General features: G+C 59.2%; 17 protein-coding genes. 6 read left to right on the forward strand and 11 right to left on the reverse strand.

Annotated elements, in window-relative coordinates; genetic code table 11:
• Window positions 1-72: 72 nt before the first annotated feature.
• Window positions 73-528 (forward strand): YMGG-like glycine zipper-containing protein, encoded by a 456-nt coding sequence (locus tag RHP74_RS14070; RefSeq protein WP_145307195.1) that lies wholly within the window; start codon window positions 73-75, stop codon window positions 526-528.
• On the opposite strand, the gene RHP74_RS14075 is transcribed toward RHP74_RS14070, so the two are convergent.
• The 5 genes from RHP74_RS14075 to RHP74_RS14095 form a co-directional block, all read right to left on the reverse strand.
• The gene (locus RHP74_RS14075; protein WP_311100030.1) at window positions 513-1,538 is read right to left on the reverse strand and encodes a DUF2955 domain-containing protein; all 1,026 of its coding nucleotides are present in this window, start codon (window positions 1,536-1,538) and stop codon (window positions 513-515) included. The genes RHP74_RS14070 and RHP74_RS14075 overlap by 16 nt on opposite strands.
• Complete coding sequence (locus tag RHP74_RS14080) at window positions 1,528-2,667, reverse strand: HlyD family secretion protein (protein ID WP_311100032.1); 1,140 nt, start codon at window positions 2,665-2,667, stop codon at window positions 1,528-1,530. The genes RHP74_RS14075 and RHP74_RS14080 overlap by 11 nt, the downstream gene beginning before the upstream one ends.
• Entirely contained in the window at window positions 2,664-4,202 is a 1,539-nt protein-coding gene (locus RHP74_RS14085; RefSeq protein WP_102593790.1) for an efflux transporter outer membrane subunit, read from the reverse strand. The genes RHP74_RS14080 and RHP74_RS14085 overlap by 4 nt, the downstream gene beginning before the upstream one ends.
• 219 nt (window positions 4,203-4,421) lie before the next feature.
• Window positions 4,422-5,054, reverse strand: coding sequence for a response regulator transcription factor (locus RHP74_RS14090; RefSeq protein ID WP_010460104.1), 633 nt, complete (start codon window positions 5,052-5,054; stop codon window positions 4,422-4,424).
• A gap of 33 nt (window positions 5,055-5,087) precedes the next feature.
• Window positions 5,088-6,455, reverse strand: a complete 1,368-nt coding sequence (locus RHP74_RS14095) for a cache domain-containing protein (RefSeq protein ID WP_077748407.1) — start codon at window positions 6,453-6,455, stop codon at window positions 5,088-5,090.
• A 380-nt stretch (window positions 6,456-6,835) separates the two neighbouring features.
• On the opposite strand from RHP74_RS14095, the gene RHP74_RS14100 reads away from it, so the two are divergent.
• The 4 genes from RHP74_RS14100 to RHP74_RS14115 all read left to right on the forward strand — a co-directional run bounded on the left by RHP74_RS14100 (window position 6,836) and on the right by RHP74_RS14115 (window position 13,176).
• Window positions 6,836-8,893: a carbon starvation CstA family protein gene (locus tag RHP74_RS14100; RefSeq protein WP_010460108.1), complete on the forward strand. Its 2,058-nt coding sequence runs from the start codon at window positions 6,836-6,838 to the stop codon at window positions 8,891-8,893.
• Between the two features lie 16 nt (window positions 8,894-8,909).
• Window positions 8,910-9,107 (forward strand): YbdD/YjiX family protein, encoded by a 198-nt coding sequence (locus RHP74_RS14105; protein ID WP_010460111.1) that lies wholly within the window; start codon window positions 8,910-8,912, stop codon window positions 9,105-9,107.
• A gap of 220 nt (window positions 9,108-9,327) precedes the next feature.
• Window positions 9,328-10,149 (forward strand): polyphosphate kinase 2, encoded by an 822-nt coding sequence (gene ppk2 / locus RHP74_RS14110; RefSeq protein WP_010460112.1) that lies wholly within the window; start codon window positions 9,328-9,330, stop codon window positions 10,147-10,149.
• 141 nt (window positions 10,150-10,290) lie between these two features.
• Complete coding sequence (locus tag RHP74_RS14115) at window positions 10,291-13,176, forward strand: EAL domain-containing protein (protein WP_311100036.1); 2,886 nt, start codon at window positions 10,291-10,293, stop codon at window positions 13,174-13,176.
• 11 nt (window positions 13,177-13,187) lie between these two features.
• Here the strand turns inward: RHP74_RS14115 and RHP74_RS14120 are convergent, their stop codons facing one another.
• The 6 genes from RHP74_RS14120 to RHP74_RS14145 all read right to left on the reverse strand — a co-directional run bounded on the left by RHP74_RS14120 (window position 13,188) and on the right by RHP74_RS14145 (window position 22,720).
• Window positions 13,188-14,096: an amino acid ABC transporter substrate-binding protein gene (locus RHP74_RS14120; protein ID WP_083376791.1), complete on the reverse strand. Its 909-nt coding sequence runs from the start codon at window positions 14,094-14,096 to the stop codon at window positions 13,188-13,190.
• 47 nt (window positions 14,097-14,143) lie between these two features.
• Window positions 14,144-15,484, reverse strand: coding sequence for a putrescine-ornithine antiporter (potE, locus tag RHP74_RS14125; RefSeq protein WP_083376790.1), 1,341 nt, complete (start codon window positions 15,482-15,484; stop codon window positions 14,144-14,146).
• A gap of 113 nt (window positions 15,485-15,597) precedes the next feature.
• Window positions 15,598-17,031, reverse strand: a complete 1,434-nt coding sequence (locus RHP74_RS14130) for an efflux transporter outer membrane subunit (protein ID WP_311100040.1) — start codon at window positions 17,029-17,031, stop codon at window positions 15,598-15,600.
• Window position 17,032: 1 nt separating this feature from the next.
• Window positions 17,033-20,242, reverse strand: a complete 3,210-nt coding sequence (locus RHP74_RS14135; RefSeq protein WP_169857770.1) for an efflux RND transporter permease subunit — start codon at window positions 20,240-20,242, stop codon at window positions 17,033-17,035.
• Complete coding sequence (locus RHP74_RS14140; RefSeq protein ID WP_371857840.1) at window positions 20,239-21,321, reverse strand: efflux RND transporter periplasmic adaptor subunit; 1,083 nt, start codon at window positions 21,319-21,321, stop codon at window positions 20,239-20,241. The genes RHP74_RS14135 and RHP74_RS14140 overlap by 4 nt, the downstream gene beginning before the upstream one ends.
• Window positions 21,322-21,529: 208 nt before the next feature.
• On the reverse strand, window positions 21,530-22,720 hold the full coding sequence (locus tag RHP74_RS14145) for a sodium:proton antiporter (RefSeq protein ID WP_010460127.1): 1,191 nt from the start codon (window positions 22,718-22,720) through the stop codon (window positions 21,530-21,532).
• Window positions 22,721-23,188: 468 nt separating this feature from the next.
• Between RHP74_RS14145 and RHP74_RS14150 the strand changes: the two genes are divergently transcribed.
• Window positions 23,189-23,632 carry a CopD family copper resistance protein gene (locus RHP74_RS14150; protein WP_077748412.1) on the forward strand — a complete coding sequence of 148 codons (444 nt, stop codon included), beginning with the start codon at window positions 23,189-23,191 and terminating at the stop codon, window positions 23,630-23,632.
• The last annotated feature ends 99 nt before the right edge of the window (window positions 23,633-23,731 follow it).

The raw sequence follows: 23,731 nt of genomic DNA on the forward strand, positions 1-23,731 counted from the left end.
TTGTTGCTGAATCAAGCCCGGGATCAGCTACCCGGGGTTAATGCAGAGTGACGGGCTGCGTTGGAGGTCATTATGAGCAAGGTGTCATCCATCGGCCTGAGCATCGCATTGGCGGTTGCGTGCACCCAGGGTTGGGCTGCAACGGTCGTTCCGATGAAAGGGCAGAGTTCGCAACAGACCCAGCTGGACATCAATGAATGCAACAGCATCGCGTCCAGTCAGGCCGCGTCGACCGCACAGCCTGCTTCCGGAGGGCGATTGCGCGGTGCTGCCGCGGGGGCCGCCGCGGGATCGGCCGGGGCAGAAGTGCGCGGGCGTCAGCATGACGAGTTTTATGAGCGCATCGATGACGACACGAAACAGGACTATCGGCAGGACCGCGCGAAAGAGACCGCCGTGGCCGGTGCCGTGGTGGGCGGCTCGCGTCAGCGTCAGGAACGCCGGGCACAAGAGAAAACCAGTGCCGCAACGACCTCGACGGCGTACACCAGTTGCCTGCAGGGCAAGGGGTATCAGGTTAACCCCTGAGCCTTTCGCGGCCGCTGCTCGAGCAGATAAACCATCAGGCAGGCGTACAACGTGACGGCAAGGAACAAGCCCATGCGCACCGCAAACGCGGTGTACACGTCCTTGCCTGCGATGCTGTCCTGAACCGACTGGCCCAGCAGGATAATCAGCGTGATCAGGGTGTTGAGCCAGAACCCCGGGCTGAACCCGGTCGGGCTCAACGCGTAGAGCTTGCGCGCCAGCACCAGGCCGAACAGCAGCATCCACAGAAAGAACATCCACAGGTGCACAAACAGGCTGAGGGCGCTCCAGAACAGGATCGCCAGCAGGCCTGCGAGCAAGGTTGAGCCAACGAGTTCGCGACCGGCTGTGTGGGCGTTGGTCGTGGAGCTTTGTTGGCCCAGGCTGACGGCCTTGAGGATGATCGGCAGGTAACCGGCCGGGTCGATCAACGCGAGCAGGAACGTCGGTAACACGATCAGGGTTGCACGTAGCGCCACTCGGCTGACCTCTTCGGCGGGCAACGTCGGGGCAGGCGGCGGGGAAGGGGCGTTGGGCGGATCCGGGAATAACCCGTGACTGACCGCCACGACCGCTACGGCGAGCAGCAAGCCCTTGACCAGGGCACCGATGACCATCGCCGCCAGATCGAATTCGGCAACGCCGGCCGAGGAAATCATCGTCAGGCCAATCACCAGAAAGGTCACGATCAGGGCATTTCCACCGCGCAGGCCAAAACGGAAGACCAGGAACAGGCTCAGACCGATCAGCAGCACGCCGCTGAAGGGGTAATAACGCAGGATCGGGATCAACAACAGGCCAAGGCCCGTGGTCAACATCGCAGCCAGTGCGAGCACCACGGCTGCCTTGAACGGCAACGGGCGATTGATCGAGGCCAGCAGGATCAGGCACAGCACCGGCGCGAGAAAGGGTATCGGCAACCCGAGGCCGAAGCTGGCGGCAAGGCACAGCGCCGTGCCAGTGGCCAGGCGTAATGCGCGCTGTTCCCGGGGCGTGCGTTTAGTAGGCATAGCTCAGCCAGCTCATGAAACCCACAAACAGCCGACCCAACGGGTTCAGCGGGTTGCCTTGAGTCGGGAAGGCCATGACTTCGGCCTGCCCGCCAGCACGGATGGCGCCGCTGTCACGCAAGGTTTTTCGGGCGTCTTCGGAGAGCTCGATAATCACCGGAAAACGCTGGGCCGGTCGCAGCCAGTCGCGGCTGTTCTGGACACTGGGCAAGGTGCCAGGCGCCGGTGTCTGTCCGACACTGACGCCATAACCGACACTGCGCACGCGTCCGTCGAACACTTCGCCCGGGAATGCATCCAGGACGATCGCCACGGGCGTATCGACTTTCACCAGACCGAGGTTGTTTTCAGTCATGTCCGCGCTGATCCACACATCGTGGATGGCAATCAGGGTCATGACCGGGCCACCGGCCGCGGCGAACTGCCCGGCGTCGGTGCGCAGGTCGGTGACCAACCCCGCCGAACGGGCGCGGATCTGTGTGTTGGACAGATCCAGCTCGGCTTTCGACAGCGCCGTGGCGGCGCTTCGCAGCAGGGCGTTGTCTTCCTCGCTGCCACCTTCTTGCTCGCGGGCGCGTTGCACTTCGGCGTGGGCGGCCGCGACCTGGCTGACCGCCTGTTCACGATTGGCGCGGGACACTTCGAGCAGACGCACGGAAATGGTTCCGGGGTCTTCGCGGTACAAACCTTCCAAACGTTGATTGTCTTGTTTCGCCTTCAGTTCGTTGGCCTGGGCCGCGCGCAAGTTGGCTTGCGCCGAAGCGATGCCGGCGGTGCTGGCGCCGATCTGCCGACGGGTCGATTCAAGGTCTGCGCGGGCGCGGTCGACGGCGATCTGATACGGCTGCGGGTCCACTTCGAACAGCACGTCGCCCGCCTGGACGTCCTGATTGTTGCGCACGTTGACGCGGATCACCCGGCCGGCGACTTCCGAGGCGACCGGAATGACAAAGGCGCCTACGCGGGCTTGTTGCGTATAGGGCGTGAAACGGTCGGCCGCCAGGTACCACGCCAGGCTCAGGAGGATCAGGAGCAGCACCCATTTGATGCCTTTTTTCGCCGGGTCGGCGGCAGGCTCAGGAGGCTTTGGGGCGGGCGCCTCGGGGACAGGCTGCGCGGTTTCACTCATGGCTGTTTACCTTGTGAGGCAGGGAGGGCGGCGGGCTCGCTCAGCAGGTCGCCCCAGTCGGTGCGTTTTTCCATCTGCTGGCGGGTGGCTTCATCGACTTTGGGCTGGGCGCTGTACCAACCGCCACCGAGGGATTTGTACAGGGCAATCAGGTTGCTCACCGCGTTGCTGCGGGCGACCAGGTAGCTGTCCTGCTGTTCGAGCAGTGCTCGCTGAGCATCGAGCACCCGCTGAAAGTCCGAGTAGCCTTCGCGGTACTGCGTGCTGGCCAGCACCAGCGAGCGTTTGGCGGCCACTCCGGCTTCGCTCAGGATGCGTTCGCGCTCCAGCGATTTGATCAAACCAGTGGCGGCATCGTCAGCCTCCCGCGCGGCCTGGCGGACTTTGTCGCGGTACGCCTCGATCAGTTGCTGCAACCGCGCATCCTGGACGCGCACGTTATTGCTGATCTGGCCATGGTCGAACAGGTTCCAGCGCAGGCTGGGACCGCCGATCAGGTCCAGGCTTCTGGACGTACCGTTGAGCGTGTCGGCCGACCAGACGATGCTGCCAAGCAAGGTCAGCGACGGATAGAAATCACTTTCGGCCACGCCAATCAATGCCGACTGGGCGGCGACATTCAGCTCGGCGGCGCGCACATCGGGCCGACGCAGCAGCAGATTGGCCGGCACATCCTGGAGCACGGCGCGATCGACCAGCGGGATCAAGCCTTCGTTGCTCACGAGCATCGGTAACGCGCCGGGCGGTTGCCCGATCAGCACGGCCAACGCATTACGCGTTCGTTGCAACTGGTCTTCGAGGGAGGGGATGGTGCTCAGGGTGCCGAGGTATTGGGTTTTGGCCTGTTGCAGGTCGAGTTCCGCTTGCTGGCCGCTGTTGAACAGTTTTTCGGTGATCTCGAAATTACGCTTTTGTTGTTTGGCGTTCTCCCGGGCGACGCGTAACCGGGCCTCAGTGGTGCGCAATGAAAAGTAGGTGTCCGCGACCTGGGCGCGCAGCAATACCAGCACGTCTTCATAGTTGGCCTGAGCGGCAAAATAACTGGCGTCGGACGATTCAATGGCCCGGCTGAAACGCCCCCAGAAGTCCAGCTCCCAGCCCATGTCGAACCCAGCGCTGTATTGCCAGAAATGGCTGTCCTGGGGATTGGTGCCACCCGATTGCCGGCGATTGAAGTACAAACTGTCGGCGCTGGCTTGCTGCAGTTGCGGGTACAGAGCGCTTTGCGCAATGCCCAGCTGGGCACGGGCTTCCATCACGCGCAAGCCGGCGATTTTCAGGCTGGAATTATTTGCATCCGACTCGGCGATCAGCTGATTCAGTAGCGGATCGTTGAAGACCTGCCACCACTGGCGGATATCCGGATTCGGTCCGCGTTGACTGGCGTGTTCAAGGGCTGCGGTATTCCAGTGTTCGACCCACGTTTCGCCCGGCGGCTGGAAGTCCGGCCCCAGCCGCACGCAGCCACTCAGGCCAAGTGCGCCGAGCAGGAGGAGGTGGCCTGGCAGTCTTTGCAAGGAACGGCCTCGAGGCATCGCGTATCGTCCAACCAGAGAAGGTCACTGGAGCATAGCCGTCCAAATGAGCAACCGGCTGTTAAGCTTCTCAGGCAACCTCAAACCTTCTGCGATCATTGATAGGCAGGACACTCATGAGTCTTTTTGTGCTGGGGGGCAATTTCTGGGAGAAGGTGCGGGCGTTGTTTATCCGCTCTGCCAAGGTGGTCAATCCCGAGGCGGGGTAAGGCGTGCCTGCTAGCGCGAAATGATCCCGTGATCGATCGCGTATTTGACCAGGGCTGCGGGTTTGTCGATGTTCAGTTTGCGGCGGATGCTCAAACGATGGGTTTCCACAGTGCGCACGCTGATGTCGAGCTCGCGGGCCATTTCCTTGTTGTTCAATCCTTGCGCCATTTTGTACAACACCTGGCTTTCGCGAGGGGTCAGCTCATTGTCGGTGCTTTTGTCGGCTATCAGCCGCTGGGCGATTTCGGCGCTGTAGAACGTGCCGCCACTGACGATGGCTTCGATGGCCGCAATGATTTCCCGCGACGGTGAATTTTTCAGCACATAGCCGCTGGCGCCGGCGCGAACGGATTCACTTACGTATTCATAATTGTCGTACATGCTCAGCATCAGCACCTTGAGCGACGGATACTGGCTGCGCAGCACGCGGGTCAGCTCAAGCCCGTTCATGTCGCGCAGGCTGATGTCGACCAGCAACAAGTCTGGCTGGCAGCGCCCGACCATCTCGATGGCCTGCGCGCCACTTTCGGCTTCGCCCACCACTTCCAGGGGCGCCATGACCGCGAGCAGCGCTTTGATCCCGTCGCGGACCAGGGAGTGATCGTCGACCAGGGCGACGCGGATCGGATAGGGCAGGTTCATCGCAGATATTCACTCTTGTTGTAAGGGGGTGGGTCAGCGTTTCGCACCGGGCATTTTCATCGGCAGCAGCACGTCCAGCTCACTTCTTCCAGGCATCGATATCAGGTCGAACCGCCCGCCAAAATGTTCGACACGCTCACGGATATTACGCAGACCGATGCCCGCGTGGCGACGTTCGACCTGGGCGACATTAAAACCGACACCGTCGTCGACCACCGTCAACCGCACGGATTCTTGTGACCCATGCAGGGTAATCGAAACGTTTTTGGCCTGTGCGTGGCGTTCAATGTTGGTCAGGCCTTCCTGCACAATCCGGAACAGCGAAACCGCCGCGCCGTCGACCAGGTCACAGTCAAATTCATTATCGTCGTAAGTCACGGTGAGACCGCTGCGCTGCTCGAATTCGGCGGCGAGCTGCCCGATCGCCGCCGGCAGGCCCAGCGTGTCGAGCAATGACGAGCGCAGATCGTGAGAGAGGCTGCGAACCTCGCCAATCGCGTCGCCAAGGCGTTCCGTGGCATCTTTCAGCGTATTCAAACCCTTGTCGTTGGCCTGGCCATTCTCCAGCAGCAGGCTGGCCAGTTCGAACTGGAATTTTATGGAGACGAGCACCTGGCTGATGCCGTCGTGCAGCTCCCGGGAAACCCGTGAGCGCTCTTCCTCCTGGAGGCTGACGATCCGCTGGGTCAGGCGCTGGAGCTTTTTGTCCGCCAGGCGATGCTCGCTGACGTTGAGCGTCATGCCGCTGGCGAAGACAAACAGCACGGCCACGAGGGCCACCGCGGCAATCGCCAGCATGGTCTTGCGGATGCCGTGGGCCACTTCGTCACGCGCCTGCTGGGTGGCGCGCTCAACGTCTTCAAGGTAGATGCCGGTACCGAGCATCCAGCCCCAACGGTCCAGCATCACTACATACGCGAGTTTGTCGGTGACCTGACCGGAGGAAGGCTTGTTCCAGGCGTAGCGCTGAAAACCTTCGCCGGATTGCGCACTTTTGAGCAGTGCCTGAATCACCGGCAAACCTTGGGGATCTTTCATGTCCCACAGGTATTTGCCCACCAGTTCCGACTGGCGCGCGTGCATCAGGCTGCGACCCTCACGGTCGTAGACGAAGAAGTAGCCGTTGATGCCAAAGCTGAGCTTGCGCAGTTCTTCCAGCACCTGTTGCTGGGCGTGCTCGTCACCGTGGCCGTCGTCGTAGAGCGGCGCGATCAGGCTCTGGGCCATTTCCACGTAGTTTTTAAGCTCGGCGCGTTTGCTCGCCAGAATGCTGTCTTCAATCAGCTGCGCCTGTTGATCGCCGAGTTGGCGATTGAGGGAAATCACCAGCGCGCAGATCACCGCGATCGCCAACACCAGCGGCAGAATCCCGAGCGCGACGATTTTGTGTTTGAGCTGCATCTTGGCTCCTGACCGGACCGAGGGAAGGCGATGGCCCGGCATCATATGCCAAAGATACGCGCGTCCAGTAGCGGTGCTGGACGGAATAACCTGCGGCGGGGATGTCTGTCAGGTGAAATGCAAAACCCTTGTAGGAGCGAGCCTGTTCGCGATAGCGGTAGTCAGACGACATTGATGGTGAATGTCAGTCCGCTATCGCAAGCAGGCTCGCTCCTACAGAGGAATCAGCGCATCTACGTAGAACTACGTAGGCGCCATGTACGTAGTAACGCGGATTTATTTGTGGACGGCATGCGGGGATATTGGGCCAGCTCCGCACCGCGGACACAATTATAAAAAATTACCGCCGCAGTCCACTGGCTGTCGGCAGGAGACACGCTATGCCCCGTATGGCTAAACACCTCGCCTGGTTTGCCGTGGCTGTTCTGGGAGCGTTTGCGCTAAGTGTCGTGGCCTTGCGCCGCGGCGAAGCGATCAACGCCCTGTGGATCGTAGTCGCAGCAGTCGCTATCTACCTCGTTGCCTACCGCTACTACAGCCTGTTCATCGCCACCAAGGTGATGCAACTCGACCCCAATCGTGCCACGCCCGCCGTCATCAACAATGATGGCCTGGACTACGTGCCGACCAACAAACACGTACTTTTTGGTCATCACTTCGCGGCCATCGCCGGCGCAGGTCCGCTGGTCGGTCCCGTTTTGGCGGCGCAGATGGGCTATCTGCCCGGTACGCTTTGGCTGATTGCCGGCGTGGTGCTGGCCGGTGCGGTTCAGGACTTCATGGTCCTGTTCATGTCCACCCGCCGCAACGGCCGTTCCCTGGGCGATATGGTCCGGGAAGAAATGGGCCGCATCCCCGGGACCATTGCGCTGTTCGGCTGCTTCCTGATCATGATCATCATCCTTGCGGTGCTGGCATTGATCGTCGTGAAAGCCTTGGCCGAGAGCCCGTGGGGGATTTTCACGGTGATGGCGACCATCCCGATCGCGATGTTCATGGGCATCTACATGCGCTACATCCGCCCGGGTCGCATTGGTGAAATCTCCATCATTGGTGTGCTGTTGCTGCTCGGTTCGATCTGGCTCGGTGGGCAGATTGCTGCTGATCCGGTCTGGGCCAAAGCGTTTACGTTTACTGGCATTCAGATCACCTGGATGTTGATCGGCTACGGTTTTGTCGCCGCGGTATTGCCGGTGTGGCTGATTCTGGCCCCGCGTGATTACCTGTCGACTTTCCTGAAGATCGGCACCATCGTGGCCTTGGCGATCGGCATTCTGATCACCATGCCCGACCTGAAAATGCCGGCACTGACCCAGTTCATCGACGGCACTGGCCCGGTGTGGAAAGGCGGGTTGTTCCCGTTCCTGTTCATCACTATCGCCTGCGGCGCGGTCTCGGGTTTCCATGCACTGATTGCCTCCGGCACCACGCCGAAACTGTTGGCCAGCGAAGGTCATGCCCGTTACATCGGTTACGGCGGCATGCTGATGGAATCCTTTGTCGCCATCATGGCGATGGTCGCGGCTTCGGTGATCGAACCGGGCGTGTACTTCGCCATGAACAGCCCGGCGGCGCTGGTTGGCTCTGATGCTGTTTCGGTTGCTCAGACCGTCAGCAGCTGGGGTTTTGCAATTACTCCGGAAGCGCTGCAAGCGGTGGCCAAGGACATCGGTGAAACCACGATCCTGGCCCGTGCTGGCGGTGCGCCGACCCTGGCGGTCGGTATCGCGCAGATCCTGCATCACGTTCTGCCAGGTGAAAACACCATGGCGTTCTGGTACCACTTCGCGATCCTGTTTGAAGCGTTGTTCATCCTGACAGCCGTCGATGCGGGCACCCGTGCCGGGCGTTTCATGTTGCAGGATTTGCTCGGTTCGTTCGTACCGTCGCTGAAGCGCACTGAATCCTGGACCGCCAACCTGATCGCGACCGCTGGTTGCGTGGCGATGTGGGGTTATCTGCTGTACCAAGGCGTGATCGACCCTCTGGGCGGCATCAACACCTTGTGGCCGCTGTTTGGTATCTCCAACCAGATGCTGGCCGGTATCGCGCTGATGTTGGCGACCGTTGTGCTGATCAAAATGAAACGTCAGCGCTACGTCTGGGTGACCATGTTGCCAGCCGTGTGGCTGCTGATCTGCACCACCACCGCAGGCTTCATCAAGCTGTTCGATGCCAACCCGGCGATCGGTTTCCTGGCCCTGGCCAAGAAGTACAGCGATGCGCTGGCCAACGGCCAGATCCTCGCCCCGGCGAAGAGCATCGACCAGATGCACCACGTGATCTACAACGCCTACACCAACGCAACGCTGACCGCGCTGTTCCTGCTGGTGGTCTTCAGCATCCTGTTCTTTGCGCTCAAGGTCGGCATTGCGGCCTGGGGCTCCAAGGAGCGTACGGATAAAGAAGCCCCATACCAGGCGCTGCCGCAAGCGTGAGGGAGGAGGGCGCCAAATGTTCAATGACCTGAGTCGCCTCGGTAAATACCTCGGTCAGGCCGCGCGCTTGATGGTGGGCATGCCGGACTACGACACCTACGTCGAACACATGCAGGGCAAACACCCGGACAAGCCGGTGATGAGCTACGAAGTGTTCTTCCGGGAACGCCAGGAAGCGCGTTACGGGAGCAAGGCCGGGCCTAAATGTTGTTGAGGTAACTGGCGGCTTGATGCAATCCCCGTGGGAGCGGGCTTGCTCGCGAAAGCGGTGTGTCATTCAACACTGATGTTGAATGACACGACCTCTTCGCGAGCAAGCCCGCTCCCACTTTTGTTTTGTGTTGTCTTTTAAATCCTCGACGGCGTCCTCGGCGCCGGTAAATCTTCAACCATGGACTAAACTCAGCGAGCCAATCGACTGCGAGGTGTTGTTCATGGCAAAGGACAAGAAATCCACCAAGAAACGTCATTCCGTCGACATCGCGAAGATGTCCAATAAGGACTACCTGAGTGAACTGCGCCGACTGCATGTCGAAATAGTGAAGTTGCAGGAATGGGTGCGGCATGAGGGCATCAAGATCTGCATTGTCTTCGAGGGCCGCGACGGGGCGGGCAAGGGCGGCACCATCAAGGCGCTGACCGAGCGCGTGAGCCCACGGATCTTTCGCGTTGTGGCGTTACCTGCCCCGACCGATCGCGAAAAAAGCCAGATGTATGTGCAGCGTTACCTGCCACATTTGCCTGCGGCTGGCGAAGTGGTGATCTTTGATCGCAGCTGGTACAACCGTGCGGGCGTCGAGCGCGTGATGGGGTTTTGCACCAAAGAGCAGGCGGTCAGTTTCCTGAGGGCTGTCCCCTTGGTCGAGCGCGCAATCGTCGACTCGGGCATCATGCTGTTCAAGTATTGGCTGGAAGTCAGCCCGCAGGAACAGACCCGACGGCTTGAAGCGCGGATTGAGGACGGCCGCAAAATCTGGAAGCTCACCCCAATGGACCTGAAGTCGTACAGTCGCTGGTATGACTACTCGCGTGCACGTGATGACATGTTCAAGGCGACGGATACCGGACATGCTCCCTGGCTGGTAGCCAACTCGAACGACAAACGACGGGCTCGCCTGAACATCATCACCGATTTGCTCAGCCGCATTCCTTATGAAGAGGTGCCTCGCGAGAAAGTGAAGTTGCCCAAGCGTCAGCGGCCAGGCGGTTATCACGAACCGGATTACCCACTAAAACGCATTCCCGAAAAGTTCTGAGTGCGTCGTCAAATCTTTCATGGGTACTAAAGCGAATAAAACTATTGATAAAAAGGTACATAAGCTTTAAACGGGAAGAACACTGGCGTATTGCTAGCAACTAAAAAGTGGATATCGCCAGTTTTGGCACAGGGAGCGCTGATGAGTTTTTGTCCATTGTCCGACTCCCCGCAGCAATCCGTTGTCGCCACGCTACCGAAGAGTCGGCCGGATGCTGTCGGCACAGCCTGCAAGGGCCATGAAGAAACGGTTGAACAATTGCTGACTTCGGCTCGCCACTGGGCACACACCACCGCATGGGTGGTGTACCGTGCCGGCGAACACATGCACCTGGTCGGGCAGGGCGACCCGCAGGCGAAGTGGCCGTCCAGCGTGGCGAGTGAAGAATTTGAGACCTTTTGCCAGGCCCGGCACTTGCACCGATGGCCGACCGGTCGAGGCGAAAGTGTATTGGGATGGCTGCTCGCGCCCATCAAGGATGCTGCGGAACCGGCGCTCGCCGAATTTGCCCAGCGCCTGGGCATGCAGGTACAGACCGATACCCTTGCCCGAGCGCAAATTACTCAACGGGTGCTGTATGAAATTACCTACCTCGCGAGTTCGACCCGCGACCGGTTTGTATTTCTGGTGGGGGTTCACCGGCTACTCGCCAGCCTGATCGACGCCGAGAACTTCTATCTCGCACTGTATGACCCGCACACCGGCAAGATTGACTATCCGTATTACGTCGACATCATCGACGTTGATGCCGTGGAGGCCGAACACTACGAGTACCTTGATGTTTCACACCTGTCGTTGACCGGCCAGGTGTTGACCACCGGCCAGCCGTTGCTGATCGACGCCGCCGGCATTCGCGCGGCTCAGGCCGAGGGCCGCTTCTACTGCGTGGGGGATCGTCCCGAGTTCTGGATGGGCGCGCCGTTGAAAAATGCCTCGGATGACGTGTTTGGCATGCTGGCCATGCAGGTCTACGACGTTTCCCGTACCTACAGCGCTGAAGACCGCGCATTGTTTCTGGTGGTGGTCCGCCACGTGGCCATGGCGCTGGACCGGATCCTGCACCGCGAGAATCTCGAAGGGATCGTCATGCGTCGCACCCTGGAGCTTTCGGCACTCAACGACGCCTTGAGGCAGGAAGTGGCAGAACGTGAGCGCGCCGAACATTTGCAGAGCGCGCTGTTCCAGATTGCTGAACTGTCAAGCCAGCCTGGCGATATGGCTGAACTGTTTCAAACATTGCATGGCATCGTCGGTGATCTGCTGTTCGCGCAGAACTTCTACATCGCACTGTTCGACGACACGACCACTGAAGTGACTTTTCCGTATTACGTTGATGAGCGGCAGACAACTTGTCCGTCGGCACGGCGTGGACGCCGGGGCCTGACTGAGTACGTTATTCGTCAGCGTCGACCTTGCTTGATTGACGCCGACGAGGCTGAACGATTGCATGTGCACGGTGAAATCGAAATTGCCGAAGAGTGTTACCGGTCCTACTCCTGGCTGGGCATTCCCTTGTTCGATGGCGATGTGGTGCGTGGTGTACTGGCGGTACAAAGCTATACCTCGCAAGTGCGGTATACCCTGCGTGATCAGGAACTGCTGACGTTTGTGTCGCGGCACATCGACACCGCGTTGTCGCGACGCACGGCCGCCGAAGCCATCCATTCCGCCAACCTCAAGCTCGAAGCCCGGGTGCAGAGCCGCACCCGAGAACTCGATCACGCCAATGCCAAGCTGCAACACGAAAACTCCCACGATGCGCTGACCGGGCTGCCGAACCGAACCTACCTGCAACAGCACCTCAATCAGGCCTGGTTGCGATTCGGCAGCGAAGGCGGGCACCTGGCGGTGATGTTCATCGACCTTGATCGTTTCAAAATGGTCAACGACAGCCTCGGCCACCATTTTGGCGATCTGTTGTTGAGGCAAGCCGCCCACCGTTTGCGCAGTTGCCTGCGTGACACCGACATGCTCGCGCGACTGGGGGGCGATGAATTTTCGGTGCTCGCTCCCGACGCGCCGCTGGACGTGGTGATCGAAATCGCCGAACGGATCCTGGTGGCGTTTGACCTGCCATTTTTTATCAATGGCCATGAGGTTTTTTCATCCTGCAGTATCGGTATTGTCAGCGCCGACAATCAGTTCCATCACGAACCGGCCGACTTGCTGCGCGATGCCGATGCGGCGATGTACCGGGTCAAGAGTGCCGGTCGCGACAGCTACGCGGTGTTCAATCAGGAAGTGCGCCGAGAAGTCTCGGACCAGATGGAGCGCGAAGGGGCCTTGCGCAATGCGCTGAAACGCACCGACGAACTGCTGCCGTATTTTCAGCCGATTGTCAGCGTTGAAACGGGTGAACTCCTGGCCCTTGAAGCGCTGATCCGCTGGCATCAGCCGGGCGCCCGAGTGATCGCACCAGGGGAGTTTTTGCCGAACGTCGAAGGGTTGCGCCTGATCGGTCGACTGGACCTGTACATGCTCACCAGCGTTGCAGTAATCCTCGCACTCCCTCAACACGCCAATTGGCCGCCGGTGCATGTGAATTGCTCCAGCTACAGCATGACGCGCCCGGACTTTGCCAGTGATGTGCTTGCCCTGTTGGCGCAGCACCGGGTCGCGCCGTCGCGGATCTGCCTGGAGTTGACCGAAGGTGCCCTGGTGGCCGAGCCGGCTATTGCCCGGCAGAACATGCAGCAATTGGCCGACAATGGCATGTCGGTGGTGCTCGATGACTTCGGTGCAGGATTTTCATCCCTGAGCTACGTGCATCAATACCGTTTCAGCGGCTTGAAGATCGACAAGTCTTTCATCCTTGAACTGACCACCAGCGCCCGCAGTCGGGCGATCGTGCGGGCAATTGTGCGGATGGCCGAATCGCTGGACCTGAGCGTGGTGGCCGAAGGTGTCGAGGATGAAGCGACGCTGATCTTGCTGCGCGAAATGGGGGCAGGGCAGGCTCAGGGTTATTATTTTGCCAAGCCGATGGGGCTGCAGGCGTTGCTGGATACGTTACTTGTCGCTCGCTAAAACGGGGTGTGTTATTGCGGCAATGCATAGACCTTGAACAGCTTTTTAGCCGTGTCGTCGGCGCCACCCAGGTATTTGTCGAATGCCTGCTCAATCTCGCCCGAACGGTACATGTCACTTAGCGCGGTATCGACCAGCAAACGGAAGTCTTCATCGTTTCGATCCACTGCCATTGCAGTCGGTGCGTACTCGAAAATTCGGTCGAGCAAAACCAGATTGCTTGCAGACTTATCCGTGGCGAGAAGATTTTTCAGCACCATGCGTTCGGCGAAGAAGGCATCGGCCTTGCCTTCGGCGACCTGCTTGAGGCCTGCCGCGGTATTTTCGACAGTGACAAGCGTGGCCACGACCCCGAGTAATCGCATCCGCTCACGGATCCATGTCTCGGTGACTCCGCCTGCAATGGCTGCATAGGTCTGGTTGGACAACCCATGGTTGATCGTCGCTCGCCACGTTGGTCCGGTGTTAGCCACCTTGCCAGCAAGCGCATTGAGCAACGGCTGCGGTGCATCCTGACGCACCACTACCGAAAGGCCAGCCGTGTAGACCGGTACTGAGTAGCTCACCCTCTTGCGCCGCTCCAGAGTGGGGGCGGTCGGTGTACAGAGAATGTCGATTTTCCCCGAGCTGACGGCATTTATCTCGTCGGTGGGTGAGACCGACAGGTAGCGTATTTGCAAACCAGGCAGAGCCAGTTCGGTCTTGACCTTGTCGGCGATCTTCAGGCACAGATCGATCGCATAACCGCTCGGTATATCGCTTGCCTGGGCGCTAAAAGGGGGGAAGTTCGGCAAGTAGCCGAGGGTGAAGGATTGAGTCGTCCGCACGCGCTCAAGCGTATCGGCACCCGCCAATACCGGCATCAGCGTGAGCAGGCAGACGAGCAGCAGGTTGTTGGCTTTGGACAATTTAACGTTCATATCCTGGTTCCCCGAATTCAGATGGCTGGCAGTCCTGAAGACGACGGTCAAGGGATGTTGGCCTGAGTCTGAGGCGGTGCAGATGGCTCGACAAAACGTTTGGAGAGGAAGCCGTAAAGCAGGTAGCCGAACGCCAGGACAAGGGCGCCGCCGAACACGGCTTCTTTGCCGCAGGCATACAAAGCGTACAAGGAGTAAGCCACGGCAATCAGTAACAGCGCCGTATTGCGGGTGTATACGCCTGCGCTGACTTTGGCTTTGTACATCATGACCAGCAGGCCGGTGGCCGCCGTCACATAGGGGATCAGGTTGGTCACTGCCGCCAGGCTGACGAGTTTTGCAAACTGAGCGCTGGCGTTGGGCGAAATGGTCGACAGCGCCATCAAGGTCTGCAACACACCGCAGACAAGCATGCCGACAATGGGCGCGTTCAGCGCGCTGACCTTGCTGAACAGTTTGGGAAACATGCCCTGGTCAGCCGTCATCTTGGCCGTTTGCGCCAGGGTGAACTGCCAGCCCAGCAGCGAACCGACACAAGCCAATACAGCCAGCGCCATGATGATGTTGCCGACTGTCGGGTTGAACATGTGTGCGTAGACGAGCGCGAAAGGGGCCGATGAGTTGGCCAGTTCGGCATTGGGTATGATGCCCTGAATAACGGATGTCGACAGCACGTAAACCACTGCTGCACCGAGCGTGCCGAACAGGCAAGCCAGCGGCACCGTGCGCTTGGGATCTTCCACGGCATCGGAAGCCTGAGCCGCCGACTCCATGCCGAGGAAGGCCCACAGCGTCAGGGGGATCGCTTTGCTGATGGCTTCGGAGATGGGCAGTTCGTTCGGGTTCCATGCGGCAGCCAGCACGTCAGGCTTGAACCAGAACCAACCGATGATGCACAAGCCGGCCACCGGGATGATGACACCCCACACGGTGATCGCACCGATCTTGCCGGTGATGCCGGGGCCGCCAAAGTTGGCCACGGTGGTCAACCAGAGCAAGCCGACCGTTCCGATGAACAATGGAATGGCGCCACTTCCCAGCCACGGCAGGAACGATGTCATGTACCCCACCGCGGAGATGGCGACGGCCACGTTGGCGATGGCCAGCGAAAGGAAGTACAGGTACGAGCAGAGGAAAAACCCTGATTTGGCGTGTGCCTCTTCGGTGTAGGCAGACAACCCTCCTGGACGCGGGCAGAAAATACCGCACTGGGAAAAGCAGTAGGCGATGGACATTGAGCCAATGGCCGTGACGATCCATGACAACAATGAAACGGCCCCGAGTTGCGCCATGCTTGTCGGCAACATGATGATGCCTGAGCCCATCATGTTCACCGTCACTAGTGTGGTGAGCCCCATGAGGCTCATTTTCTTGCTTGAGTCGGCCATCGGAAACTCCTGGATCTGCTCGACGCATTGACCCTGTGCCCGACGCTTGGATACTTGGCGTCGGGCAAGGGCTTAACCTTGGTGTTTTTGTGACCCCATCTGTCTAGCGCTAATCAGGGTGGCTTTTCGCTGGCAGTGACAGTCAGCTTGTCCGCTTCGGTAACCCAGCCTCCGCCAGTGGCCTTGTAAACATCGACCATGGCGCTGAACACCGAACCCCGGGTCCGGGTGTAATTCAACTCGGCGTCGAACAAGCTGCGTTCGGCATCCAGTACTTCTATGTAGCTGGTGTACCCGTTGTCGTAGCGCAGGCGCGCAAACCGGGTGTAAGTGCGCAACGCCTCGACCTGATTGGCCTGGGACATCATCTGCTCGCGGGATTTGCTCGCCGCCACCAGTGCGTTTTCAACATCCCTGAAAGCCGACTGAATGGTCTTTTGGTAGGCCAGCAAGGTTTGTTGCTGGAACGCCTCGGCTTGCTGGACTTCACCGGCGATGCCACCCGCGGTGAAAATTGGCATGCTCGCGGCGACACCATAGGACCAAGTGGCGGCCGGCCCGGTGAACAAATTCGAGAGTTGATCACTGACTGAGCCCAGTAGCCCGGTCAGGGAGATCGTCGGGAAATACAGCGCCTTGGCGGCACCGATGCGGGCATTGGCGGAAATCAGATCCAGCTCGGCCTGACGCAGATCGGGGCGTCGTTCCAATAAGTCCGAAGGCAAACCGGCAGGCACCAACGGTAGCGTCAGTTGGGCCAGGTCACGTCCGCGCAGGATTGGGCCCGGGTTGCGTCCCAACAGCACGGCCAGGTTGTTTTCCTGCTGCGCAACCTGGGACTCGAATTGCGATACAGAGGCCTGGGTGCGCTGGAACTCGGAGAGGTTTTGCGCCAGTTCCATTTCGGAAATGGTGCCGGCACCAAAGCGCAGTTTGAAAATTTCGTAGGAGTCGCCGCGGGCCTTGGCAGTGGTGCGGGCGATTTCCAGTTCGCGGTCGAGATCGCGAAGCAGGATGTAGCTGGATGCCACCGACGACACCAGGCTCAGAATGACCGTGCGCCGGCCTTCTTCAGAGGCCAGCAGGTCAGCGCGTGCGGATTCATTGAGGCGCCGCAAACGACCCCAGATATCCAGCTCCCAGCTGACACTGAGGGTGGCCTGGTAGTTGTTGTAAATCGGATCGACGTTGGCATCCAAAGGCACCGGACCGTTGTCGCGTGGCGCCCTGGACCGACTGCCTTGCGCGCCGGCGCCGATTTGCGGAAACATCTGCGAGCGCACCACTCCGTAACGGCCCTGGAATTCCTCGACCCGGGCGGCGGCAATCTTGATGTCTTTGTTTTCCGCCAGCGCCGTGCGAATCAGGTCATTGAGCGCCGGATCCTTGAACTGTTCCCACCACAGCGTATTGGACAGGTCATGGGCTTCCTGGTCTGCATAACGGTAGGTTGCCGGGGTGTCCGTGGTCGGACGCTGGTAATTCGGGCCGAGCATGCAGCCCGTCAGGCCCAGGCACACCACGAGGGGAAGATGAAAGGTGCGCATCTCAATCCCCCTCATGTCGGTGTTGCGCAGCGCCGCCGGGAATCTCCCCGGTCGACGTAGACGGCGGTGGTTGAGTGGTCTGCTTGACCGTGCCTTTTTTCTCGGTCAACCGTTCGACCAGGTAGTAAAACAGCGGGATAAAGAAGATTGCGATGACTGTCGCCGCCAGCATCCCGCCAATGACCCCGGTGCCGATGGAGTGGCGACTGTTTTCGGATGCACCGACGGCAATGGCCAGCGGGACGCAGCCAAGAATAAATGCCAGGGATGTCATCACAATCGGGCGCAAGCGCTCCTTCGCGGCGGTCATGGCGGCATCGTAGGCAGACATGCCGCTTTCGCGGTTCAGCACCGCAAACTCGAAAATCAGGATGGCGTTCTTGGCGGCCAGGGCCACCAGCATGGTCAAGCCGATCTGGAAGTAAACGTCATTGCTCAACCCTCGGATCAGCACAGCCAGCAGCGCACCGAACAATGCAAAGGGCACCGCCAGCAGCACCCCGACAGGCAGTGACCATTTCTCGTATTGAGCCGCCAGGATCAGGAACACCATGATCAGGCCGAAGATGAACACCCGGGACGAGGCACCGCCGCTTTTTTTCTCCTCGAAGGCTTCACCACTCAAGGCCAGGGCGTAGTCGTTGGTCATGATTTCAGCGCTTATTTCTTCCAGCGCCTTGAGTGCCTGGCCGGAGCTGTAACCGGGGGCTGCGTTGGCGGTGAGTTTGACTGCGGGGAAGTTATTGAAACGGGTCAGCAGGTCGGGACCGGTGACGTAGCGGGTGGTCAGCACGGCTTTGAGCGGCACCATCTCCTGGTTTTTGTTGCGCACGTAGATCTGTTGCAGGTCCTCGGCCTTGAGGCGATAGCTTGGTTCTGCCTGCAGGATCACCTGCCACAGCCGGCTGAATTTGTTGAATTGCGACACATAGAGCGAGCCGAACATGGTCTGCATGGTGCTATAGACTTCTTCCACCGGCACACCCAGCGACTCTGCCTTTTCCCGGTCTACGTCGACCAGCAATTGCCGGGAAAACACGTTGAAGGTGGAGGTGATGGCGCCGAGTTCGGGGCGCTGCCTGGCTTTGGCGACAAACGTGCCGACCATTTCTGCCAGTTGATTGACGCCGGCGTCCCCCTTGCTCTGAATCCATACCTCCATGCCGCCGGTGGTGCCAAGGCCGGGAATGGACGGCGGATTCACCGGCAGAATGATCCCGCCTTGAACGTTGGCAAAAGCATGGACTGCTTTCTGGATGACGGCGGGGGCGCTTTGTTCCTTGATTGTGTCCGAGTCCTTGTAGCGCTCCTCGAAATCCTTGAACCCGACAAAAAAGGCGCCGGCATTGTTCTTGTTCTGGCCGTCGAGCAGGCTGTAACCATTAACGATGGCAACGCCCTCGACGGCCTCATCGTTCATGAAGAAGTCACTGGCTACTTTGCCCACCTCGCCGGTGCGATCGAGACTGGCGGCATCGGGCATGATCACGGCCCCCAGCAGATACCCCTGATCTTCCGGCGGCAAAAAGGCGCTGGGAATGCGCTGCGCCATGAGCAGAATCAACGCGATCATGCCGGCGAACAGTAACAACGCCAGCACGAAGCGCTTGATCATGAAGGCGACCGAGCGCGAGTAGCCCTCGGTCATGCGTTCGAAGCTGTGCTCGAACCAGCGGAAAAAAGCATTTTTTTCGCCATGTTGGGGTTTGAGCAGCAGGGCCGCCAAGGCAGGCGAAAGTGTCAACGCCACCAGACCGGATATCACCACAGAGATGGCGATGGTGATCGCGAACTGTTTGTAGAGCTGACCTGTGATCCCGCCCATGAAGGCCACCGGGATGAACACCGCGCACAGCACCAGCACGATGGCCACCACCGGGCCTGCCACTTCATCCATGGCTTTTTTCGCGGCGTCCTTGGGCGTCATCTTGTGGACATGCATGTTGCGTTCGACGTTCTCGATCACCACGATGGCGTCGTCGACCACGATACCGATGGCCAACACCATCCCGAACAGCGTCAGCATGTTCACTGAAAAGCCCAATGCCGACATCCCGATGAAGGTGCCGACGATCGACACCGGCACCGCAAGCACCGGGATCAGAGTGGCACGCAGGCTCTGCAGAAAGATGAACACCACGATGACCACCAACACCAGCGCTTCGAAAAAGGTGTATATCACCTCGGAAATCGAGGCGCGGGTAAACGCGGTGGTGTCCATTACGATCTTGTATTCGATGCCCTCGGGGAAGGTCGTCTTCATGTCTGCCAAGGTTTTGGTAACCGCTGCAGACACGTCGAGGGCGTTGGCGCCCGGTTGTTGATACACCGCAATCAGCGTTGCCGGACGGCCCTGATAGGTGCTGCGCAGCGAGTAGTCTTTTTGTCCGAGTTCGGCACGGCCGATGTCCTTGAGACGAACGATTGCCGCCCCTTCGTTGCTGGCGCGCAGAATGATGTTCTCGAACTCTACCGGCTCGGTCAGACGTCCCTTGGTGGTCACGGCAAACGACTGCTCTACCGCCTGGCCGGTGGGCGACTGGCCAACGCGACCGACAGCAAATTGCTGGTTCTGATTGGACACGGCTTTTTGCACATCTGCCGCAGTGATGCCCAACTGGGCCATCCGGTCGGGCTTGAGCCAGATCCGCATGGCGTAGTCGGGTGTGCCGAAAATACTGGCCTGGTTGGCGCCTGGAATACGCTTGATCGCATCCAGAATGTAGAGGTTGGCGTAGTTGGCCACATAGGTGCTGTCAAAACGATCACCTGCGGAGTACACGGCGAGGACCATCATGAAGGCCGATGATTTCTTCTGCACCTGAATACCCTGGCTCTGAACCGCGGAGGGCAGTTGAGGCAGGGCCAGGTTGACCCGGTTCTGCACGTCTACCTGGGCAAGGGAAGGGTCGGTGCCAATCTCGAAGAACACATTGAGGGTCATGTTGCCGGTCGCTGAGCTCGACGAGTTCATGTAGATCATGTTGTCGGCGCCGTTGACCTGCTGCTCGATTGGCGCTGCCACATTATTGGCCACGACCTGGGCATCCGCGCCCGGGTAGGTGGCTGACACCGTAATCTGTGGCGGTGTGATATCCGGGTACTGGGCGACCGGCAAACTGACCATCGCCACTGCACCGGCCAAGGTGATGATGATCGAGATAACGGAAGCAAAAATGGGGCGATCAATGCAATAGTGAGAGATGCTCATGGGCGACGCCCACTGTCTTGCACCGACGCGGTGGCTGTCGGTTTTGCCGTCGTCTCGGTTGCCGGGGGAGGGGGGGCGATGATATTCAGCGGCCCTCCGGGGGTCACTCTGATCGCACCATCGACCACGATGCGTTCACCGGCTTGCAATCCTTGGGTGATAAACCAGTCATTGCCATGCCAGTCACCCACTTCGACCACCCGTTGCTCGGGCTTGCCCTGTGCATTGATCACCCAGACGAAACGGCTTTTGGCTCCCTCCAGAACGGCCTTCTGCGGCACCGTAATGGCGTTCGGCCTGGAAGCCCCGATGGCCCGCACCCGCACGAACTGTCCGGGTCTGAGTAGGCCTGTCGGGTTGGCAACCACCGCCCGGACCAGAAAGGTCCCGGTATCCTGGCTATAAGAAGGCGCTGCAAAATTCAGGCGGCCACGCTCAGGGACAACGGTGCCGTCGGCCAGCACGACCTCTACGACGAACTCACTGCGCAGGGGAAATATAAGGTGTCCAGACGCAATCTCGTCGCGGAACTTGAGCGTCTCGTTTTCCGAAAGACTGAAGTTGACGTAGATAGGGTCCATCTGTGAAACGGTGGTCAGCAGCCCGGATTCACCCGGCGTGACGTAACTGCCTTCCTGCTTTTTGGCAAAACTTGAAAGGCCGGTGAGGGGCGAGGCTATGGTGGTGTAACTGAGGTTCAACTGTTCGGTTCGAACCGTGCCCTCGGCGGCAAGCACGGCAGCCCGTGTCTGACGCTCATCACCGACAGCATTGTCCAGATCCATCTTGCTGACCGCATTCTGCGCCGCCAAGGGACGGACACGGGCCAGCGTAGCCTTGGCGACTTCCCAGCGTGCCTGTTGTTGAGCCAATTGGCCCTGAGCCGACAGCAATGACGCTTCAAAAGGTTTACGGTCCATCTGGAACAGCGTTTGCCCGGTTTTTACCAAATCGCCTTCGGTGTACAGCCGCTTCTCCAGGAAGCCGGCAACCCGGGCGCGGATCTCAACCTCGCGGGAACTTTGTGTCTGGGCAACGAATTCGAATGTTACCGGGGTGTCGCGGGCGGTGACCGTCATGACCGTCACATCGGGGGCTTGGCGAGCCAGGGTCACGGGCTCTTTGCCGCAACCGACCAGGCTCAAGACCCCGACCATAATGGCAACAGGCAAGCCGACGAGCTGCCTGACAACAATCATGTTTGCGCCCATTCTCACGCTCCCTAAACGCTTAGCCACGCTTTCGTAAAACGCTAACACCCGCAGACCGTGGCATTTCTGACAATAATCAATGAATACGACCGGCCAGCCGCGAGACCCATGGATTGGCGCTCAAGCCGTGCAGCAGCACGCTGAGTAAAACGGTACAGGCAGCGACAGATACCAAGGTGCGACTGGTTTCTAGAGGGTAGTCCAATATCATGACGGCGAAGACGATGCTGGCCAGGCCGCGTGGGCCGAACCAGCCGATGAACAGGCGGGTTTCGAAATCAAAGCCGGTTCCTGTCAGGCTGATCAGCACGGGCACTATGCGAATCACGGTCAGACTAAGCACTGCATACAGGCAGATGTTCAGGGTGAGATTGTTCCAGGCCCAAGGGATCACAATTGCGCCGAATACGACCCACGTGATGACCGACAGCAGGCTGGCGAATTCTTCACTGGCTTCGAGCAGATGATGCTTTTGTTCGGTAAACAAAAAACTGGCGAGCAACCCACCGACGAACGCGCCGATAAAACCGCTACCGCCCAATGTTTGCGCGGTGGCAAAGCACAAAATGGCGAGCCCCGGCAGTGTCAGTTGCGACCACATGGGGGCTTGCCAATGGTGTTTTGCGGCGTAACGCTGCAACAGCCAGGCAATGAGCGTAAGCGCCACACCACTGATTGCACCGATGCCCAGCTCCTCGATAACCAACTCTACCGCGAGTGAAAGCGGCGACTGCGTCTGCTCTTCGACCAGCAGTGCAAGGAACATCAGCAGCACTGGAACACAGATCCCGTCATTCAGCCCGCTTTCTACGTTCAGTCCTTCACGCACGGGGGCGGGCACCTTGGGATTACTCACCACCGCCTTCCCCAGCGCAGCGTCGGTGGGCGCCAGAAGGGTCGCCAGTATGGCCAGTTCCAATGGCGGTACTTGCGGGAACAGCCAGATACCGACCAGCCAGCCACTGAGCATGGTCAGTGGCAGACCTATCATCAATAAACGCAACGGCAACCCTTCGTGCGCCCTTAAAACCTTGAGGTCAGCATTGGCCGCATCGCTAAAGAGAACAATGGCCAATGTCAGCTCTGCCAGAATCCTGAGACCATCCTTGTCAATCCGGGGTTGCAGAATTCCCAGGAACGCAGGGCCAAGAATCAGGCCGGCAAGCATGAACATGAGTGGACCGTTGAGCAGGCGAGATTCGAAGCGCCCCGCAAATATGCTGTAGGTCAGGAGGAAGGCGGCAAGCAGAGCTAAGTTCTGATACATCGCAGACCTGCTTATCCAGGTTGATGTAAAGGCAATGGTGTCATTGCCAGGACGAGGCGCAGCCGAAATCAAAACATCAGGTTAGTCCACATGCTCGGGTTTGACCGGGTCGCCCGACTTCAAACCCAACTGCGCCCTGACATCGTCGAGACTGGAGAAGCGATAACGCAGGATGAGTTCGTTCGTTGTCGATTCGTCTGATTTAAATCAAGGCAGGGCCACTCGGTACGTCCATTGAAACAAGTATTGCCTTGCCAACTGACTCAGTGGTGACCCAGGTTTCAGTTTTTTCTCTCGACCAACGATAAGAACGGTCGCTCCTGCACGTTCGATACTGATGGAGTGCGGTGAGTGTGGGTTTTGTGCTTTCTTGATCGATGTCAACCACATGGAGCGGACGGCTCTGTAGTCTCCAGAGATCGACATACCCGTGCGTAACGGGTTGCCTTGACTCAAGGCGACACCTCCATGATCTATCCGCTGATTCTGACGTTGCATCTGTTTGCCGCCCTGATCTTTATCGGCACGGTGTTCTTCGAAGTGCTGTTCCTTGAAAGTATCCGCAAACAGCTACCCACCAGGGTCATGTTGCTGGTGGAGGAAGGCATCGGCCGGCGAGCGCGCTCGCTGATGCCGTGGGTGCTGCTGGTATTGTTCGGTGCGGGGCTCGGCATGGTCTGGCTGCGCTACCTGCCGGTCCTTGCCTCACCATTGGCTTCATCGTTAGGCACATTGCTTGCCTTGAAAGTCGCGGTGGCCGTGAGCGTACTGCTGCACTTCCTGGTGGCCATGTTTTTGTTCAAGCGTGGCCGAATGAGTCCGCGGTACCTGCAGTTCATCCACGGCAGCCTGTTTTGTCACATGATCGTTATCGTGCTGCTGGCCAAGGGAATGTTTTATCTGACCTGGTGATCGGCTTTGACGGGTAGTCTGTTCTTCCAAGACTTTGCTTGTGCTTGATGCAAATCAAGGCGTATTGATCGTTGAACCCCGACACTGATGATCCGCAGC

The organism is Pseudomonas sp. SG20052 (genome assembly GCF_031766055.1).
Lineage (GTDB): Bacteria > Pseudomonadota > Gammaproteobacteria > Pseudomonadales > Pseudomonadaceae > Aquipseudomonas > Aquipseudomonas mandelii.

What these genes read in the sequence shown, in the direction of transcription:
- RHP74_RS14070 (WP_145307195.1), top strand. Translation starts at nt 73, where the DNA reads ATGAGCAAGGTGTCATCCATCGGCCTGAGCATCGCATTGGCGGTTGCG.
- RHP74_RS14075 (WP_311100030.1), bottom strand. Translation starts at nt 1,538, where the DNA reads ATGCCTACTAAACGCACGCCCCGGGAACAGCGCGCATTACGCCTGGCC.
- RHP74_RS14080 (WP_311100032.1), bottom strand. Translation starts at nt 2,667, where the DNA reads ATGAGTGAAACCGCGCAGCCTGTCCCCGAGGCGCCCGCCCCAAAGCCT.
- RHP74_RS14085 (WP_102593790.1), bottom strand. Translation starts at nt 4,202, where the DNA reads ATGCCTCGAGGCCGTTCCTTGCAAAGACTGCCAGGCCACCTCCTCCTG.
- RHP74_RS14090 (WP_010460104.1), bottom strand. Translation starts at nt 5,054, where the DNA reads ATGAACCTGCCCTATCCGATCCGCGTCGCCCTGGTCGACGATCACTCC.
- RHP74_RS14095 (WP_077748407.1), bottom strand. Translation starts at nt 6,455, where the DNA reads ATGCAGCTCAAACACAAAATCGTCGCGCTCGGGATTCTGCCGCTGGTG.
- RHP74_RS14100 (WP_010460108.1), top strand. Translation starts at nt 6,836, where the DNA reads ATGCCCCGTATGGCTAAACACCTCGCCTGGTTTGCCGTGGCTGTTCTG.
- RHP74_RS14105 (WP_010460111.1), top strand. Translation starts at nt 8,910, where the DNA reads ATGTTCAATGACCTGAGTCGCCTCGGTAAATACCTCGGTCAGGCCGCG.
- ppk2 (WP_010460112.1), top strand. Translation starts at nt 9,328, where the DNA reads ATGGCAAAGGACAAGAAATCCACCAAGAAACGTCATTCCGTCGACATC.
- RHP74_RS14115 (WP_311100036.1), top strand. Translation starts at nt 10,291, where the DNA reads ATGAGTTTTTGTCCATTGTCCGACTCCCCGCAGCAATCCGTTGTCGCC.
- RHP74_RS14120 (WP_083376791.1), bottom strand. Translation starts at nt 14,096, where the DNA reads ATGAACGTTAAATTGTCCAAAGCCAACAACCTGCTGCTCGTCTGCCTG.
- potE (WP_083376790.1), bottom strand. Translation starts at nt 15,484, where the DNA reads ATGGCCGACTCAAGCAAGAAAATGAGCCTCATGGGGCTCACCACACTA.
- RHP74_RS14130 (WP_311100040.1), bottom strand. Translation starts at nt 17,031, where the DNA reads ATGCGCACCTTTCATCTTCCCCTCGTGGTGTGCCTGGGCCTGACGGGC.
- RHP74_RS14135 (WP_169857770.1), bottom strand. Translation starts at nt 20,242, where the DNA reads ATGAGCATCTCTCACTATTGCATTGATCGCCCCATTTTTGCTTCCGTT.
- RHP74_RS14140 (WP_371857840.1), bottom strand. Translation starts at nt 21,321, where the DNA reads ATGACGGTCACCGCCCGCGACACCCCGGTAACATTCGAATTCGTTGCC.
- RHP74_RS14145 (WP_010460127.1), bottom strand. Translation starts at nt 22,720, where the DNA reads ATGTATCAGAACTTAGCTCTGCTTGCCGCCTTCCTCCTGACCTACAGC.
- RHP74_RS14150 (WP_077748412.1), top strand. Translation starts at nt 23,189, where the DNA reads ATGATCTATCCGCTGATTCTGACGTTGCATCTGTTTGCCGCCCTGATC.